15 protein-coding genes are annotated in these 16,844 nt (G+C 68.0%); 14 read left to right on the top strand and 1 reads right to left on the bottom strand.

Annotation, left to right across the window (positions count from 1 at the left end):
• Positions 1–121 precede the first annotated feature (121 nt).
• The gene (locus BO221_RS42615; RefSeq protein WP_073566666.1) at positions 122–1,513 is read left to right on the top strand and encodes an NAD(P)/FAD-dependent oxidoreductase; all 1,392 of its coding nucleotides are present in this window, start codon (positions 122–124) and stop codon (positions 1,511–1,513) included.
• 195 nt (positions 1,514–1,708) lie between these two features.
• Here BO221_RS42615 and BO221_RS42610 read toward each other — a convergent pair whose 3' ends face one another.
• Complete coding sequence (locus tag BO221_RS42610) at positions 1,709–2,566, bottom strand: UbiA family prenyltransferase (protein WP_158080012.1); 858 nt, start codon at positions 2,564–2,566, stop codon at positions 1,709–1,711.
• A 457-nt stretch (positions 2,567–3,023) separates the two neighbouring features.
• On the opposite strand from BO221_RS42610, the gene BO221_RS42605 reads away from it, so the two are divergent.
• From BO221_RS42605 to BO221_RS42545, 13 genes are all read left to right on the top strand, one after another.
• Positions 3,024–4,844 carry a methyl-accepting chemotaxis protein gene (locus BO221_RS42605; protein WP_073566664.1) on the top strand — a complete coding sequence of 607 codons (1,821 nt, stop codon included), beginning with the start codon at positions 3,024–3,026 and terminating at the stop codon, positions 4,842–4,844.
• Positions 4,845–5,081: 237 nt separating this feature from the next.
• The gene (locus BO221_RS42600; protein ID WP_073566830.1) at positions 5,082–5,975 is read left to right on the top strand and encodes an alpha/beta fold hydrolase; all 894 of its coding nucleotides are present in this window, start codon (positions 5,082–5,084) and stop codon (positions 5,973–5,975) included.
• A 199-nt stretch (positions 5,976–6,174) separates the two neighbouring features.
• A complete protein-coding gene (locus BO221_RS42595; RefSeq protein ID WP_073566663.1) occupies positions 6,175–7,419 on the top strand; it encodes a cytochrome P450 in 1,245 nt (414 codons plus the stop codon).
• Positions 7,420–7,543: 124 nt separating this feature from the next.
• Complete coding sequence (locus BO221_RS42590; protein ID WP_073566662.1) at positions 7,544–8,188, top strand: riboflavin synthase; 645 nt, start codon at positions 7,544–7,546, stop codon at positions 8,186–8,188.
• Positions 8,189–8,211: 23 nt separating this feature from the next.
• Entirely contained in the window at positions 8,212–9,414 is a 1,203-nt protein-coding gene (ribB, locus tag BO221_RS42585) for a 3,4-dihydroxy-2-butanone-4-phosphate synthase (RefSeq protein WP_073566661.1), read from the top strand.
• Positions 9,415–9,491: 77 nt separating this feature from the next.
• On the top strand, positions 9,492–9,989 hold the full coding sequence (gene ribE / locus BO221_RS42580) for a 6,7-dimethyl-8-ribityllumazine synthase (protein ID WP_073566660.1): 498 nt from the start codon (positions 9,492–9,494) through the stop codon (positions 9,987–9,989).
• Positions 9,990–9,991: 2 nt separating this feature from the next.
• Positions 9,992–10,411 (top strand): transcription antitermination factor NusB, encoded by a 420-nt coding sequence (gene nusB / locus BO221_RS42575; protein WP_073566659.1) that lies wholly within the window; start codon positions 9,992–9,994, stop codon positions 10,409–10,411.
• Positions 10,408–10,899, top strand: coding sequence for a M17 family peptidase N-terminal domain-containing protein (locus BO221_RS42570; RefSeq protein WP_073566658.1), 492 nt, complete (start codon positions 10,408–10,410; stop codon positions 10,897–10,899). The genes nusB and BO221_RS42570 overlap by 4 nt, the downstream gene beginning before the upstream one ends.
• A gap of 51 nt (positions 10,900–10,950) precedes the next feature.
• Positions 10,951–11,325: a response regulator gene (locus BO221_RS42565; RefSeq protein WP_073566657.1), complete on the top strand. Its 375-nt coding sequence runs from the start codon at positions 10,951–10,953 to the stop codon at positions 11,323–11,325.
• The gene (locus BO221_RS42560; protein ID WP_073566656.1) at positions 11,322–13,658 is read left to right on the top strand and encodes a chemotaxis protein CheA; all 2,337 of its coding nucleotides are present in this window, start codon (positions 11,322–11,324) and stop codon (positions 13,656–13,658) included. The genes BO221_RS42565 and BO221_RS42560 overlap by 4 nt, the downstream gene beginning before the upstream one ends.
• A 34-nt stretch (positions 13,659–13,692) precedes the next feature.
• Positions 13,693–14,256: a chemotaxis protein CheW gene (locus BO221_RS42555; protein ID WP_073566655.1), complete on the top strand. Its 564-nt coding sequence runs from the start codon at positions 13,693–13,695 to the stop codon at positions 14,254–14,256.
• Positions 14,253–14,870 (top strand): chemotaxis protein CheW, encoded by a 618-nt coding sequence (locus BO221_RS42550; protein ID WP_073566654.1) that lies wholly within the window; start codon positions 14,253–14,255, stop codon positions 14,868–14,870. Before BO221_RS42555 ends, BO221_RS42550 begins: the two co-directional genes overlap by 4 nt.
• Positions 14,867–16,843: a HEAT repeat domain-containing protein gene (locus BO221_RS42545; RefSeq protein ID WP_073566653.1), complete on the top strand. Its 1,977-nt coding sequence runs from the start codon at positions 14,867–14,869 to the stop codon at positions 16,841–16,843. Before BO221_RS42550 ends, BO221_RS42545 begins: the two co-directional genes overlap by 4 nt.
• Position 16,844: the final 1 nt, after the last annotated feature.

The following is a 16,844-nucleotide window of genomic DNA, read 5'->3' as shown; positions in this document are numbered from 1 at the left end:
CTGCCCGCCTGCCGTACCTGTGCACGGCTTCTCCTCTGTCCTCACCCGCTGCTTGGGATCGAACACTCTCATCGGTTATTCTTCAGCCTGTAAAATTCCTCCCAGACTGAGGGTGATGACGATGTCGGGTGACGCGAAGGGCAAGTTGGGCAAGCACGCGGTCGTACTCGGTTCGAGTATGGCGGGTCTTCTGACGGCCAGGGTCCTGTCCGATCAGTTCGAGAAGGTCACCCTCATCGAGCGGGACGAACTGCGGGACGATCCGGAGCCACGCAAGGGCACGCCCCAGATCCAACACCCCCACGTGTTGCTGGCCAAGGGCGCTCAAATCATGGCGGAGCTCTTCCCTGGGCTCTTCGAGGATCTCGTGGCCGTGGGTTCGACACCCGCGGAGATGTCTGACGCGGCCTGGTTCCACTCGGGCCATTGGTTGGTACGCGCCAAGACGGGTGTGATCGCCTACAGCCAGAGCCGGGGGTTGCTGGATTGGAAGGTGCGTCAGCGCGTACGGGCATTGCCCAACGTGGAGGTCATGGATCGCTGCGAGGTGAAGGGCTATCTGACTACCCCGGACAACACGCGCGTCACGGGCGTCCAGCTCCACCGCAAGGGGGAGGCCGAGACGACACTGGACGGAGTGGACCTCGTGGTGGACGCGAGCGGCCGTGGCTCCCAGACGCCCCAGTGGTTGGAGCAACTCGGCTATCCCCGTGTACCGCAGACACTCATCAAGACGGACGTCTGCTACACCAGCCGTATCTTCCACCGGCCCAAGAACCATCAGGCGAATTGGTTGATGGTGGCCATCTACGCCGAGCCGCCCCATGGGAAGCGCGTGGGCATGGTCTTCCCCATCGAGAAGGATCGCTGGCTCGTGACGCTGGCGGGTTACCTCAAGGATCACGCTCCGACGGACGATGCCGGGTTCCTGGAGTACGCGCGCTCGTTGGCGCGGCCCGACGTCTACGATGCCATCAAGGACGCCGAGCCGGCGGGGCCGATCGTCCAGCACAAGATTCCCGGCAGCCAGCGCCGGCATTATGATCAGATGAGCCGCTTCCCTGAGCACCTGGTGGTGCTCGGGGATGCGGTGTGCAGCCTCAACCCGCTGTACGGCCAGGGCATGACGTCCGCTGCGCTGCAGGTGATGCTGCTCGACAAGTGTTTGCGCAACCAGCCTCCGGGTTCTCTCACCGGCCTGGCTCAGCGTTTCCGCAAGCAGGTACCTTCCGTGTTGCTATTGCCGTGGATGATGGCCATGAGCCAGGACATGAGCCACCCGGAGGTGGAGGGTGCCCGGCCTCCAGGCTTCGGGTTCATGAGTTGGTACACCAAACAGATCATGTCCCTGGCCGCGCATGATGAGGATGTCGTCCGGAGCTTCGCGAATGTGCAGCACATGCTGAAGTCCCCCGCGACGTTGTTCTCCCCTGGCATTCTGTGGCGCGTGTTGACGGCACGCCCGCCGGAGGGCAACTCCGCAGGTGTTTCCGGGGCCTCCCACTCCTCGTAGTGATTGCCCGGACTGGAGAAGGGGGGGGCTCCGGTCGAGCGGTGCCCACCTCCGCCCGGAAGGGGCGCTGATCGGCCTCCCAGCAAGGGCCCCCACCTGGTGGGCGTGGCCCGGCAGTGCCCCGGGACGGGACGCCGGGGCGCACCGCATTTGCCTGGCGGCGGGTCTGCATCTCGCCCCGCGGCGGGTATCTCCTCAGATGATGACGAAGGTGCTCGCGAGAGCCAGGCAATACCAGTACGTGTAGTGCATGTAGGTCTTGTGATCCTGCTCGGGGCGGTGCCGGGTGAGCACCTGGAGGGCGATCATCAAACTCGTGAACGCGAGCAAGGCATCGAAGACGAGAACCTGAGGTGAGGCGTCGGCCATGGGCGCGCCCACCAGCCGCATCATCAGCAGGTGGGTGAGCACCGCCATCGCCACGAAGCCAACGCCCAGGAATCTGCGTGTGGCCGTGATGCCGAACACCATTGGGAATGTCTTGCGCCCGCTGTCCTTGTCACCTTCGATGTCGCGCAGGTCCTGCAGCGGCACCAGGAGGAAGACGGACACTGACAGGAAGGTCATCCATTCGCGGGCTCCCTGGGGAACAATGGGGGACGCGATCCTCCATCCCGCTTCCAGTGACGCCCATACCCCCAGCCCCATCGACAGGTTCTTGATGAACCAGTTGCGAGCACCGCGCAGCAGGTTGTGGACGATGGTCACTGCCTGCCAGAGCAAGGTCCACTCCAGCACGCCGAGCCACCAGCCCACCAGCGTGTAGAGGGTCATGGCGATCACCCAACGGATGCTCGCGCCCCGGAGCGACACCATTTCACGTGCCAGCGGACGGTCCGGCTTGTTGATCCGATCCTCCTCCACACCCATGAGCTGGTTGGAGAGGCAGAACGTGAAAGCGTAGAGCGTGAAGTACAGCAGGCCCCGCCCCAACTGCGGCACCAGTTCGAGCGCGGAACCGCCCGCGGCATGCCAGGCCGCGATCCCGAAGATGAGGCCCGGCATGACAGCCGAAGAGATGTCCCTCCGGATGACCTGGTAGATGAATGACACCTCGTGTGCCACCACTGCCCAAAGGGCGCGTGACCGCGGACGCTGACTCTCCTGTTGCGTCCCGGAGGGCGTTTCCGCCGGCCACGACTCAGTCAGTGCTTTGGAGTCCATTGGGCCTTGCCTCCTCGACCCCCCTCGCATGTTTACCCACCTCTCGGACGGGCAGGGGCCGCAATTGCCCCCAGCTCAGGAGGCTCATAGAGCTAACTCTCCTAGCAGAATCTTTTTGGAAAGTCAAAATGCAGGATAAAGAGAAAAACGAGAAATCTTCCTCCGAAAGGCGGGTTCTGTGAGCCCACCTCATGGGTTCTCCTCGCGGGGCCTGGGGTAGAGGGCGGGGCCCCGCATTCCCGCTCCCTGAGCCAGGGGGCGACCTGCTCTTCACTGCGCTCTCCGGGTCGGCTATGGTCGGGCCAACCAGTTCCTCCAGCAGGGCGACTTAAGGGCGCTTCTAGAAATGACGCCAACTGAGCTGAACGCGATCACCAAAAAGCTGTTCCAGAGCTATCAGAACCACTCGGGCATGGCGACGCCGCCGTTGGTCTACTTGACCATGCTGATCATGGATCATGAAGGAGAGCGGTCGCGCAACATCGCCATCGCTCTGCTTCCGGGGCTCATCGTGACGCTGGGTCTGATCCTGCCCTTTGTCGTCATTCGCACCACGCTGAAGAAGGCGCTCACCCACAATGCCGAAGACGCGCCCGGCGATCGGCTGACGCGCATCTTGAAGGTGCCGCGTACGATCGAGATGTACCTCACGACGGGTACGGGGATTGGCGTCGGTCTGTACGTGGGTCTCCCGGCCCTCTACTACGGGACGAACCTCGCGGTCGTGCCCTGGGCCACGTTCGTCGCGATGCTGATTTCGCTGCTGGTCTGGCTGCAGATCCGTCTCGCCCTCGAGAAGATCATGAGCCCGTACGCCATCGAGGAGTTCCATAAACACCCAGAGGCGGCCCTCCGGGGTGGTGGACTCTTGTGGCCGCGGCAGCGCTGGTACCTGCCCTACGCGTTCGGGTTGTTCGTGGCGAACACGTTGATGTTCACCGCCACCATCGTCGGGAAGGAGGCGCTCGGCGCCTATGAGGACATGCGGACCCTCGTGGTGAGCAACCCTTCGCTCCCGTTCCTCGATGTGCTGGAACAATCCATCGACAAGCTGAAGGTGAGCATCGGGGTTCCGTTGACGTTGCTGGGCATCTTCCTGCTGGTCAACGCCGCGCTGTCCGCGTGGCGGATTGCCCAGCATCAGTCCGAGGCTGCCCGGTGCGTGCAAGAGGCCATGCAGGCCCTGGCGTCGGGCAAGCCGAAGCTGCCGGATTGGATCTCCACCGATGAGGTCGGCGATCTCTCGCTGGCCACCGCGCAGGCCTTCGAGCAGCTGCGCGCCTTCTCGCTGTCGCTGGGTGAGTCGGCGAACAACCTGCGCGGCTCGGCCGAGCAGCTGGGGTTGTCCACCTCCAAGCAGACGGAGGTGCTCACCCTCCAGGCGACGGCCTTGCAGGAGACCCAGGTCACCACCCAGGAGATCAAGGAGACCTCCGCGCTTGCCGCTCAGAAGGCAGAAGACATCCTGCACAAGACGGAGAAGGCCGACGAGATCAGCCGGCTGGGTCAGTCCGCCATCGAGCACAGCCTCGACAGCATCCAGCAGATCGGCGATCAGGTGCGAGAGATGTCGCGGCAGATCAAGGCGCTTGGAGATCGGGCGCGTCAGATCGGCCACATCACGACCACGGTGAAGGATCTGGCCGACCAGTCGAACATGCTGGCGCTCAACGCCGCCATCGAGGCCGTGCGCTCCGGTGAGCACGGACGGGGTTTCGGTGTGGTGGCGCGAGAAATCCGCTCGCTGGCGGATCAGTCCATCAAGGCGACCACCAAGGTGCGGGAGATCCTCCTGGACATCAGCTCGGCCATTCGCACCTCGGTGTCGATGATGGAGCAGGGCACCGTGCGCGTGGAGGCCAGTATCGTCCAGGTGCGTGAGTTCGGCACCCGCATCCAGGAGCTCGCGGGCATCGTGAGGGACAACGCCTCGTCGGTGCGGCAGATCACCGCGGCCGTGACGCAGCAGAACAGCGGTATCGTGCAGATCGTCCAGGCGGTCACCCAGCTCTCCACGATGATGGACCAGACGATGGAACAGCTGCGTGCCTCGGACGAGGCGCTGACCGTGGTGAATGGAGTGGCCGAGACGGTGACCCAGTTCGTGGGCAACTACGGCTGGCAGGGCGACGAGAAGCGGGGCGGGCGGAGCGACGCCCAGGGCTGAGCGGCGCGCCCCAGTCCCGCGCTGGCGCTTGTTTCACGGAGGGCTGCCGCTGCAGGCGGGGTTCGGGTCAACCGAACCTCTGCCCCGGCACCCTCCGCACTGTGCTTTCGTGTTCTGTTCACTGCCTGATCGCGTTCGAGCACATGTGCTCCTGATTCCGATTAGAAGCATTCTGCGGTCGTGGCATCATCTGGAACATGGTGCGGCGAGCGCACCTTGTTCCCCTGGATGAGCGACATGCGGCACGCCTACGCGGATATCAACGGCATCCGAATGCACTACGTGATGGAAGGGAAGGGGGAGCCCATCCTTTTCCTCCACGGATGTCCCGAATACTGGGGAGTCTGGAAGCGGTATCTCGCGGAGTTCTCGAAGGACCATCTGGCCATCGCTCCAGATCTCCGGGGTTACAACCAGACCACGCGGCCCAATGAGGTCGAGCAGTACGACATCAAGCTCCTGGTGGAGGACGTGCGCGCGCTGTTGGACCACCTGGGCCTGCGCAAGGTCACCGTGGTGAGCCAGGACTGGGGCGCACTGCTGGGCTGGAGCTTCGCGCTGCGGCACCCGGAGTACGTCCGAAGGTTCATCACCGCCAACATCACACACCCTGCCCTGTTCAACCGCGAGCTGCGGGAGAACCCAAAGCAGCAGGAGGCCAGCAAGTACATGCTGACCTTCTCCATTCCGGGCATCGGCGCCCAGCTCGAGGCAAACGACTTCGCCTTCATGCGCCAGTCGGTCATCGAGGACGCTCGCAAAGGGGGAGCGCAGCTCTCGGACGAGGATGTCGCGGAGTGGGTGGGCACCTGGGGGGCTCCTGGCGCAATCGAGTCCAGCCTCAACTACTACCGGGCCGCGAGGCTCGGCCCCCCGGACGGGAATGGCTACCCGGGTGGCAGCAACCTCCTGGAGGGGGTTCCCCAGGAGAAGTGGAAGGCGAGCTTCCCCGTGCTCATGCTCTGGGGGACTGCGGACCCCGCGCTCCTCTCGGGCTGCCTCGATGGATTGAAGGAGTACGTGCCCGATCTCACCTTCCATGAGTTCCCAGGGGCGACACACTGGGTCACCTTGCAGCGGTCGGCACAGGTCATCCCGTACATCCGCGAATTCATGGCCCGCAAGGGGTGAGTGCGCTGCTCACACCGCCAGGGGTTGGGCCCGCCAGTCCTGACCCGGCGGGTCCCGCGGGCGCTCCGAGGAGCGCGGGGGCAAGGGCATCGCGTACGGCACACTCAGGGTCTCACGAACGTCGACAACCCCGTCCGTAGCGCTTAGCCTCCCGCTCGTGCCCGACCCCACCGAGCCTGTCACTTCTACCAGGGACGCTATGGCGAGCGAAGCGGAGCAGTTCGACGGCAACCCCGTCAGCCCCAAGAATCTCCTCGAGCCTCTTCCTTTCTACAAGCGGCTGAGAGAGGCAGACCCGGTCTATTGGTCGGACGCGGTGCATGCGTGGTTCGTCACGCGCTACGACGACGTGCTGAATTGCTTTCGCGATCCGCGCCTGAGCGCCAACCGGATGGCGTTCTACCAGGCCCAGCTCGGGCCGCTCGAGCAGATTGGCCCGGGCCTCATCGACAACCTCATGTGGTCGCTCACCCATCAGATGTCCATGCGGGACGGCTCGGAGCATATCCGGATGCGCCGGCAGACCTCCGTGGGTTTCTCGCCCCAGGCGCTCGACGCCTGGCGCCCGGCCATCCGCCAGACCGCGGAGCAGTTGGTGGAGCGCGTCAAGCAACAGGGGCGCATGGACGTGGTGAAGGCGGTGTCCACCCAGCTGCCTCCCATCGTGATCGCGGAGTTCCTCGGGATTCCCCGGGAGGATCGTGACAAGTTCCTGGAGTGGTCGCACCCCATCGCGGATTTCAATGCCCCCGCCGCGGGCACCGACGTGGTGGCACTGGCCCGTGAGGGCAACAAGGCGATCGGGGAGTTGACCCAATATCTCAAGGGCCTCATCGAGGAGCGCCGCCACAACCCCGGGCACGACGCGCTCAGCCAGATGGTGCAGGCGCAGGAGGCAGGGCGCATGACCCTGAATGAGCTGGTGTCCAACACCAGCCTCATCCTCTTCGCCGGACACACCACCACCACGGATCAGATCAGCAACGGTCTGTACGCGCTGCTGACGCATCCGGAGGAACTCCAGAAGCTCCAGTCGGATCTCGGCCTGGTGAAGTCCGCCGTGGAGGAGATGCTGCGCTTCAGCCCGGCGGTCCCCTTCATGCACCGGATCGCCGCGGAGACCTTCGAGCTGCGTGGCAAGACCATCAAGAAGGGGGACGTGGTGTTCATGGGGCTGGCCGCCGCCAACCGCGATCCCCAGGCCTTCCCGGATCCAGATCGGTTCGACATCAGCCGCGACCACCTGCACAACAAGCACATGGCCTTCACCTTCGGGCCCCATCATTGCATTGGTGCGGGTCTGGCTCGCCGCGAGCTGGAGATTACGTTCGAGGTGCTGTTGACGCTCCTGCCGGGCCTGCGCCTGGACGAGGAGCAGGCGCCGCAGCTCAAGTGCCACAGCCTGATGTTCCGCGGTTTCGAGTCTCTGCCCGTGCGGTGGTGAAGCCACGGGCAAGGCCTTCCTCCTGGACGGCATCCGGGGGTGATGGCCCTCGTGAGCTTGCCTGCGGGGTCGAGGCAGGCTCTAGCGGAACCTCGGGCTGGAATCCGTTATAAGCCAGCCCGAAATGTTCACCGGACTCATCCAGGACATCGGCGTGGTGGAGCGGGTCATCCCCGGAGGGATGACGGACGTGTGGATTCGCACGGCGCTGGGTGCGAAGGACTTCGCGCTCGGTGAATCGATCGCCGTGGACGGCGCCTGCCTGACGGTGGTGGAGCGGAGCGGGGACTCGTTCCGGGTGCAGGCGGCTCCGGAGACGCTCCGGCGCACCACCCTGGGGGCCGTGGGCCCCGGCTCGCGCGTCAACCTCGAGCGGGCGCTGGCCCTGGGCGACCGGCTGGGCGGCCACCTCGTCAGCGGGCACGTGGACGCCGTGAGCGAGGTGTTGGAGACGCGGCCCGAGGGCGGCTCGTGGGTGATGGCCTTCCGGCTCCCCGAGGCGCTGGCCCCCTTCTTCATCGAGAAGGGCTCGGTGGCCATCGACGGCATCAGCCTCACCGTCAACACGGTGGGGGTGGACCGCTTCAGCGTGCAACTCATCCCCGAGACGCAGGAGCGCACCACGCTCCGGGCCAAGGCCGTGGGGGAGCGGGTGAACCTGGAGGGGGACATGATTGGCAAGTACGTGGCGCGGCTGGTGTCGCTGCGTCAGGGGCCCGGTGGCGGGCTCTCCGAGGCGGTCATCAAGGCGGCCGGTTTCGGCGGATGATTAGAAGGAAAGGCCAGGACGCAATGGCGCGCGGTGGTGGCAGGCAGCACGAGTCGGACAGCATCTCCCTGGTGGAGCAGGCGCTCGCGGAGATCCGCAAGGGGCGCATGGTCATCCTCACGGATGACGAGGACCGGGAGAACGAGGGAGACCTCGTCATGGCGGCGGAGAAGGTGACGCCGGAGGCCATCAACTTCATGGCCACCCACGGGCGCGGGCTCATCTGCCTGTCGCTCGTCGAGGAGCGCATCCGCCGGCTCAACCTGCCCCTCATGGTGCAGGACAACACCTCGTCCTTCCAGACGGCCTTCACCGTCTCCATCGAGGCCGCGCAGGGCGTCTCCACCGGCATCTCCGCCGCGGACCGCGCCCACACCATCAAGGTCGCCGTGGCCCCCAACGCGAAGCCGAGCGACCTGGCCCGGCCCGGCCACGTCTTCCCGCTGCGCGCCCGTGACGGCGGGGTGCTCGTGCGCACCGGCCAGACCGAGGGCAGCGTGGACCTGGCGCGCCTGGCCGGCCTCTCGCCCTCCGGCGTCATCTGCGAGATCATGAACCCGGACGGGACCATGGCCCGCCGGCCGGACCTGGTGAAGTTCGCCCGGAAGCACAAGATGGTGCTGCTGTCCGTGGCCGACATCATCCGCTACCGGCTGGAACGCGAGCGGCTCATCCGGCGCATCGGCGAGGCGAAGCTGGAGCGCCGGGGGCAGGGCACCTTCCAGGCCTACACCTACGGCAGCGACGTGGACAGCGCGGTGCACGTGGCCCTCGTCAAGGGCGACATCTCCGGCCGCGAGCCCGTGCTCACCCGCGTCCACCGGGCCTGCCTCGTGGGGGACCTGTTGGGCAGCGCCGGGTGCGACTGCGGCAGCCAGCTCGAGCAGGCCTTCCAGCGGATTCAGGCGGCGGGGCGCGGCGTGGTCGTCTTCCTCCAGCGCGACGTGCCCCCGAAGAACCGGCTGCAGTGCACCCACGTCTCCAACGAGGAGGCCGTGCCGGGCAACAACGACCAGACGCGCCTGCGCGAGTTCGGCGTGGGGGCTCAAATCCTCAAGGACCTGGGGCTGTCCCGGCTGCGGCTGCTCACCAACAACCCCAAGAAGATCGTGGGGTTGGAGAGCTACTCGCTGGAGGTGGTGGAGCAGATTCCGCTCACCCTGTCCGCCGAGCCCGTCCGGCGGGTGGCCGCGCGCCGCCCTCCCCGCCGCCGTAAGACGTCCTGAAGCTCACTGCTTGAAAAAGACTCAGGAAAACTCTGTAGGGACGCCAGCCGGGTGGCTGGTGTAGAGAGGAGCCGCACATGCCTCGCTACATCGAAGGTGACTTTCTTCCTCCCAAGGGCCGTTTCGCCATCTGCGTGGCCCGTTTCAACGCATTCATCACCGAGGAGCTGGTGAAGGGCGCGGTGGACACGCTGGTGCGCCATGGAGTGTCCGACGGCGACATCGACGTCTTCCGCTGCCCCGGCACCTACGAACTGCCGGCGCTCACGCGGCGCGTGGCGGAATCGCGTGCCTACGTGGGCATCATCACCCTGGGCGCCGTCATCCGCGGCGGCACCCCGCACTTCGACTACGTGGCGGGCGAGTGCGCCAAGGGCATCGGCAATGTGGCCTTCAACGCGCAGGCGGCCGTCACCTTCGGCGTGCTGACGTGCGACACGGTGGAGCAGGCCATCGACCGGGCCGGCGTGAAGGCCGGCAACAAGGGCGCCGAGGCCGCCGCCGCTTGCATCGAGATGGTCAACCTCCACGCGAAGCTGGCCACCACCCTGGCCACGGACGGGAAGAAGGGTTAGCCATGGGCGCTCGGAGAACCGCACGCGAGCGCGCGCTGCAGGCGCTCTACCAACTGGAGATGACGCCCGGGTCCGTCCACGAGGCCCTCGAGTCCGCGTGGGCCGCCACCGAGGAGGCCCACAAGGAGCCCGAGGCGGTGAAGTTCGCCCGCGAGCTGGTGGACGGCGTCATGGGGAACCGCGCGGAGATCGACCGGCTCATCGAGCAGCACAGCCACAACTGGCGGTTGGATCGCATGTCCCGCATCGACCGCAACGTGCTGCGCCTGGGCGTCTTCGAGCTGAAGTACCGCCCGGACATCCCCAAGAAGGTGTCCCTCAACGAAGCGGTGGAGCTGGGCAAGAATTTCGGCACCGAGGAGTCCAGCGCCTTCGTCAACGGCCTGCTGGACCGCGTGGCCGCCGCGCTGGGGAAGCAGTGAACGTCGCCGCCTACGACGTCGGCCTGCAGGGCCTGGACTCGCTGGAGGGGGTGGACGCGCTCTGCCTCTTCGTCGGCGAGGACGACCGGCCCCTGCCGGGCTCGGCCGGTTACGTGGACTGGCGGCTGTGCGGCGCCCTGTCGCGCGTGCTCCAGTCCGGCTTCTTCGTGGGCGCCCAAGGTGACTCGCTCCTGCTGCCCGCCGATGGCCGCTTCCCCGTGCCCCGCATCTTCGTCATCGGCCTGGGGCGCAGGAAGGGCATGGATGCCTCCTCGCTGGGCGAGGCCCTCGCCAACGCCGGCCAGGTGCTCGCCCGGGCGAAGGTGGAGGGCGTGGCCCTGGAAATCCCTGGCACCGGCGCGCTGGACGAGGCCGCCCGGGCCGCTTCCCTGACAGACAAGTTCATCCCGTCTTTCAAGGGAGGCAAGAAGGTCGCCGTCCTGGCGGACAAGGAACTGGCACGCCGCCTGCCGGGACGTAAGGGCTGAAGCTCGCCGCCGCCCTCCGTTCTGCTACGATGGGGGGGCCGGTTCCAACCCATGAAGTTCAAGATCCTGATCGTGGAGGATTCCAAGGCGTCGCGCGAGCTGATCGCCGCGACGGTGGAGTCCATCTCCGGTCTGGAGGCGTTCGCCACCAGCAGCGGCTTCGAGGCCCTCAAGCTCCTGCCCCGGCACCGGTTCGATCTCATCATCACCGACATCAACATGCCGGACATCAACGGGCTGGAGCTCATCAACTTCGTCAAGAAGAACCCCAACTACCGCGACACGCCGCTGTTCATCGTCACCACCGAGGGCCGTGAGAAGGATCGCGACCGCGGACTGGCGCTCGGCGCGGCGGAGTATCTCGTCAAGCCCTTCTCGCCGCAGAGCCTGATCGGGCTCGTGCGCCGCTACCTCAAGCTCGCGTGAACCAGGCCGGAAAAGCACTCGCGGAGTTCGTTGCCGAGGGGACGGAGATCCTCGAGGCCCTGGGCAAGGATCTGCTCGTGCTGGATCAACAGCGCGGCACGGATCCGGAACCGGATCTCATCAACGGCATCTTCCGGGCGGCGCACTCGCTCAAGGGCCTGTCCGCGCTCTTCGGGCAGGAGCGCATCTCGAAGCTCGCCCATCAGGCCGAGGATCTGCTGGACCGGCTGCGGCTGGGCAAGCTGTCGCTGGATGATCAGGCGCTGGACTCGCTCATCGAGACGCTGGACGTGCTCCAGGCCCTGCTGGCCGAGGCGTCCCGCGAGGAGTCCTCGGACGCGCTGAGCGGACGCGTGACGGAGCTGGGCACGCGGCTGGCGAACCTGGGCATGACGTCGGCCGCCGTGGACGAGGATCCGCTCGACCGGCTGGAGCTGGACGCGCAGGTGCGCGCCGTCTTCACCGAGTACGAGGAGCACCGCCTGCGCGAGAACGTGCGCCGCGGCGTGGCCCTCTTCCGCGTGCGCGCCGCGTTCGACCTGTCCGACTTCGACACGGGGCTGGCCGAGCTCAACTCGCGCCTCAAGCCGCTGGGTGAGGTCGTCAGCACGCTGCCTTCCTCGGAGCCGGGCGGGGCCTCGGGCATCGCGTTCGATCTCATCTTCGGCGCCAAGGTGCCGGAGTCGGAGCTGGCGGCGAAGCTCCAGGGCACGCCCGCGCAGCTCTTCGCGCTGAAGGTGCGCGCCGCGGCCGGCGGTGCTCCGGCTCCCGCGGCGCACGCCCCCGTGGCGCAGTCCGTGGCCCAGGGGCTCCGTCAGTCCGTTCCTTCCGCCGCCGAGGCGCCCGCGGCGCCCAAGAAGCCGCGCAAGAAGCGGGCTCCCAAGGGCGGTGGCGCGGAGACACCCGCCGCGGTGACGGAGAGCCCCGTCCAGGCCCCGCTGCTGCGCGCCGTGGAGGAGGCCAGCCCGGAGGATCTCACCCAGGGGGTGCTGGAGGCGATGCGGATGGGCGAGTCCACCTCGCCTCCCCGCGCCGAGCTGGCCGGGCCCCCGGTGCGCACGCTCACGGACGAGCCGGTGTCCCCGCGCGGTCCGCGGATGGAGAACGAGTCGGCGCGCTCGCTCACCCAGACGGTGCGCGTGGACATCAGCCGCCTGGACGCGCTGATGAACACCGTGGGCGAGCTGCTGCTCATCAAGGCCAACCTGCAGCGCATGGTGGAGGCCTCGCGTCAGCAGGAGGGCTCGGTGATGCTCTCCAGCAAGATGTGGGGCCAGGAGCTGTCGCGCGAGACGCGGCAGTTGGAGCGCAAGCTGGACGCGCTCCAGCAGGGCCTGCTCGAGGCGCGCATGGTGCCCGTGGGCCAGGTGTTCGACCGGCTGGCCCGGCTGGTGCGCCGGATCGCCCGGGACGCGGGCAAGGAGATCGACTTCGTCATCGGCGGCGGCGACGTGGAGCTGGACAAGCTCATCGTCGAGGAGCTGAGCGATCCGTTGATGCACATCATCCGCAACGCCATCGACCACGGCGCGGAGTCGCCGGAGGCGCGGCTGGCGGCGGGCAAGTCCCGGCGGGCGCGCGTGTCCCTGCGGGCCGAGCAGAAGGGCAATCACGTCGTCATCGAGGTGAGCGACGACGGGGCGGGCATCGACGAGCTGGGCGTGCGCGACATGGCGCTGCGCAAGAACCTCATCACCGAGGCCCAGGCGCGGGAAATGAGCCGGCGTGAGCTGCTCAACCTCATCTTCCTGCCGGGCTTCTCCACCGCCCGCAGCGTGTCCGAGCTGTCCGGCCGCGGCGTGGGCCTGGACGTGGTGAAGAACAACATCGGCAACCTGTCCGGCATCATCGACGTGTGGAGCGAGCGCGGGCAGGGCACGGCCTTCCACCTCACGCTGCCCGTCACCCTGGCCATCATCCGCGCCCTGGTGGTGGGCGTGAGCGGGCGCACCTACGCGGTTCCACTCAACAGCGTGCTGGAGATCCTCTCCGTGAAGCCCTCGGAGATCCGCACCGTGGAGCGGCGCGAGGTGCTGGACGTACGGGGAACCACGTTGCCCCTGATGCGCCTGGCCCGGCAGTTCGGCCACCCCGAGCGCCAGAACGACCGGCACTTCGTGGTGGTCGCCGGCCTGGCCCAGGAGCGGCTGGGCATCGCCGTGGACGAGCTTCAGGGCCAGCAGGACATCGTCGTGAAGTCCCTGGGCGGCCGCTTGCAGGGCGTGCGAGGGATCTCCGGCGCCGCGGACCTGGCCAACCGGCGCACCGTGCTGGTGCTGGACGTCGGTGCCTTGCTGGAGGAGGGGATGAGCCTGGAACGACGCCGCGCGTGATGTCTCCGGCCGTAGGGCTGCTATCCTCTACCTCGTGCCTTCCCTGTCCGTCCTGCTCGACAGCTTCTTCTACCGTCCGGATGAGGACGTCGGCCCCATCCAGGAGCTGGTGGCCGGCACCGATGAAACGGTCGAGCCCGTTCCCGAGGAGATCCCCGAGGAGTACCTGGCCTTCCGGCTGGAAGGGGAGCACTACGCGGTGCCCATCCACGGGGTGCGGGAGATCGTCAAGGTTCCGCCGCTCACCGAGGTGCCCCGCGCCGCGGCCAACCTGCTCGGGGTGATGTACCTGCGGGGCGAAGTGTTGCCCGTCTACGACATCAAGGTGAAGCTGCGGCTGGCGGACAAGGCTCCGTTGGTGGCGGGTCCGGATGCGTCGGAGCCTCCACGCGGTGCGCGCATCATCGTGGTGCAGACGGCGGACGGGCTGGCGGGCATCTGGGTGGACTCGGTCTCCGAGGTGGTGCGGCTCCGGCCCTCGATGCTGGAACTGGCTCCTCCCGGCGTGGGCGGCGGCGAGCGCGACTGCGTGGTGGGGCTCGGGCGGCGCAAACAGCAGCTCTTCATCCTGCTCGACATCTGGCAGGCCCTCACATGAGACAGCGCTTCAATGTCCTGAGCCAGCTCACGCAGTCCCAGGCCGACGAGGCCGCCGCGGCCGAGAGGGATCCGCTCGTCCAGCTGTGCGCCTTCTTCGTCGGGCCCGAGGAGTACGCGGTGGACATCATGCGGGTGGAGGAGATCCTCCAGCCCCAGCGCCTCACCCCCATCCGCGGCGCGCCGCTCTTCATCGAGGGCGTCATCCGCCTGCGCGGCTCCATCATCCCCGTGGTGGATCTCCGCAAGCGGCTGCTCGGCGTGGAGGCCCCGGTGGACACGCCCAAGACGCGGCTGCTGGTGTGCTGGCTGGGCCGCAGGCGCGTGGCCTTCACCGTGGACCGCGTGTCCGAGGTGGTGCGGCTGCGGCGCAGTGAAATCAAACCCGCCCCGGCCATTGGCGCGGTGGGTCCGGCTCCCTTCGTCGTCGGCGTGTACGGCGAGCAGGAGAAGCGGGAGCAGGAGAAGCAGGAGAAGCGCGAGCCGGAGCGGCGCGGGCTGGAGCGGCGCGCCCCGGAGTCGCGCGGGCAGGAGCGGCTCAAGCTGCTGCTGGACGTGAAGGCGTTGCTGCTCTCGGAGATGGTGCGCGACTCCGGCCGGAGGGTGAACGGATGATCGAGGAGGGGCGGAACGCCGAGGAGGCGCGTTACCGCGCCCTGCTGGAGCTGGACGTGTCCGCGGCGGGCGCGCGGGAGACGCTCGTGACGGGGCTCCATGACGAGAGCTGGCGGGTGCGCCGCGCCGCCGCCGAGGGCCTCACCCGGGTGCCCGAGCGTGACCAGGTGGTGGAGCGTCTCATCTCCGTGCTGGGCGAGCGCGACGAGACGGGCGCGCGCAACGCGGCGGCCGAGTCGCTGTCCGGCATGGGCCTGGAAGCGGTGGGGCCGTTGGTGCGGCTGCTCGGGCACGTGGATCCGGATCAGCGCAAGTTCGCCGCGGACATCCTCGGACAGCTGGGACAGTCCCAGTCCGAGGACGCGCTGGTGCAGGCGATGCTGGAGGACACGGACCTCAACGTCCGGGTGGCCGCGGCCGAGGCGCTGGGCAAGGTGGGCGGCAAGGTCGCGGCCCGCGCGCTGGAGCGCATCCTGTACGACCCCGAGCCGCTGTTGCAGTTGAGCGCGCTGGAGTCGCTCGCGGCCCTGCGCCACCCGCCGCCCCTGCCGGAGGTGGTGCGGTTGCTGGGAAATCCCACGCTCAAGCGCAGCGCCTACCGGGTGCTGGGCCTCATTCCGCAGGTGGCCGCCACGGAGCTGGTGTGCCGGGGACTGGGCGCGGAGTCGCGCTCCACCCGCGAGGCGGCGCTCGTGGCCCTGGGCACCCAGGCGGGCCTCGCCGAGCCCTCGCTGCGGCCCGAGATGGAAGCCGCGGTGCGGCTGGCGCTCAAGCGGCTGCCGGAGGCGGTGGGGTGGGTGGCCAGCGCGCTGGAGTCGGATGACATCGAGCTGAAGGCCGGAGCGCTCGTGGCGGCGGCGGCCTTGCGCGAGCCGCAGCTGGCGCCCCTGGTGGCGGAGGTGGCGCAGGAAGAGCGGCTGATGCCGGAAGTGATGCGCACGCTGGCGTACTTCGGCCCGGAGACGGGGCGCGAGCTGCTGGCGAGCATGGATCGGCTCTCCTTCCCGGCGCGCGAGGTGGCGGGGCACGTGCTGGTGGAGCTGGTGGACGCCACGTTCGTCCCCGAGCTGGTGCAGATGCTCGACTGGGGCGAGGTGGACCTGAAGGCGGTGGCGGTGCAGGCCCTGGGACGGACGAGCTCGCTGGAGGCGGTGGAGCCCCTGGCGCAGCTGCTCTCGCACCCGGAGCTGGCCGGTCCGGCGGCGCGCGCGCTGGTGATACTCGCCGCCAACTTCTCGCGGCAGGTGGTGCAGGCATTGGAGTCGGCGCTGGAGCACGGCGCGGAGCCAGTGGTGCTGGGCGCGCTGGTGCGCGTGGGAGGCACGGCCATGTTGCCCCTGGTGCGGCGGACGGCGCGCGAGGCCTCCGTGCCGCTGCGCGCCACCGCGGTGGAGGTGCTGGCCGCGGTGGACCCCGTGGGAGGCCTGGAGCTGGCGCGTCAGTCGCTGTCGGACGAGTCTCCCCGGGTGCGCACCGCGGCGGTGCGGGTGCTGGGCCAGGTGGGGGACAGGACGATGGCGGGACTGTTGAAGCAGGCCCTGACCGACGAGGCCCTGGAGGTGCGGCTCGCCGCCCTGGAGGCGGTGGGCGAGTGCGGGGCCGTGGATCGCGTGACGGACCTGGAGGCCCTGGTGCCGCATCCGGATGGAGCCATCGCCTACCGGGCGGTGCAGGCACTGGCGCGAATGGGGGCGCTGCATGACGAGGTGCTGCGGAAGGCCGTGGGCCATGGAGACCACGAGGTGGTGAAGGCGGCGCTGATGGCGGGCGCGGCCTCGACCGAGGGGGTGTCGCTGGCGGTGGGGCTGCTGGGCCACGCGAGTTGGGACGTGCGTGCCGCGGCGGCGCGGGTGCTGGGGGACTCTGGTGGGCCCGAGTGCCTGCCGGCGACACGGGCCGCCCTGGCGGCCGAGATGGATTCATTGGCTCGCCGCGCGCTGGTGGACGCGGTGGAGCGGTTGTCTGGGCGCTGAG

Source organism: Archangium sp. Cb G35 (assembly GCF_001896145.1).
Lineage (GTDB): Bacteria > Myxococcota > Myxococcia > Myxococcales > Myxococcaceae > Archangium > Archangium violaceum.
This window is presented reverse-complemented; position numbering and strand designations above follow the sequence as displayed.

Bases quoted from the DNA above. Each gene is read 5' to 3' on its own strand.
- BO221_RS42595 (WP_073566663.1), top strand. From the start codon at position 6,175: ATGGCGAGCGAAGCGGAGCAGTTCGACGGCAACCCCGTCAGCCCCAAG.
- BO221_RS42615 (WP_073566666.1), top strand. From the start codon at position 122: ATGTCGGGTGACGCGAAGGGCAAGTTGGGCAAGCACGCGGTCGTACTC.
- ribB (WP_073566661.1), top strand. From the start codon at position 8,212: ATGGCGCGCGGTGGTGGCAGGCAGCACGAGTCGGACAGCATCTCCCTG.
- ribE (WP_073566660.1), top strand. From the start codon at position 9,492: ATGCCTCGCTACATCGAAGGTGACTTTCTTCCTCCCAAGGGCCGTTTC.
- BO221_RS42565 (WP_073566657.1), top strand. From the start codon at position 10,951: ATGAAGTTCAAGATCCTGATCGTGGAGGATTCCAAGGCGTCGCGCGAG.
- BO221_RS42545 (WP_073566653.1), top strand. From the start codon at position 14,867: ATGATCGAGGAGGGGCGGAACGCCGAGGAGGCGCGTTACCGCGCCCTG.
- BO221_RS42600 (WP_073566830.1), top strand. From the start codon at position 5,082: ATGCGGCACGCCTACGCGGATATCAACGGCATCCGAATGCACTACGTG.
- BO221_RS42590 (WP_073566662.1), top strand. From the start codon at position 7,544: ATGTTCACCGGACTCATCCAGGACATCGGCGTGGTGGAGCGGGTCATC.
- BO221_RS42605 (WP_073566664.1), top strand. From the start codon at position 3,024: ATGACGCCAACTGAGCTGAACGCGATCACCAAAAAGCTGTTCCAGAGC.
- BO221_RS42550 (WP_073566654.1), top strand. From the start codon at position 14,253: ATGAGACAGCGCTTCAATGTCCTGAGCCAGCTCACGCAGTCCCAGGCC.
- nusB (WP_073566659.1), top strand. From the start codon at position 9,992: ATGGGCGCTCGGAGAACCGCACGCGAGCGCGCGCTGCAGGCGCTCTAC.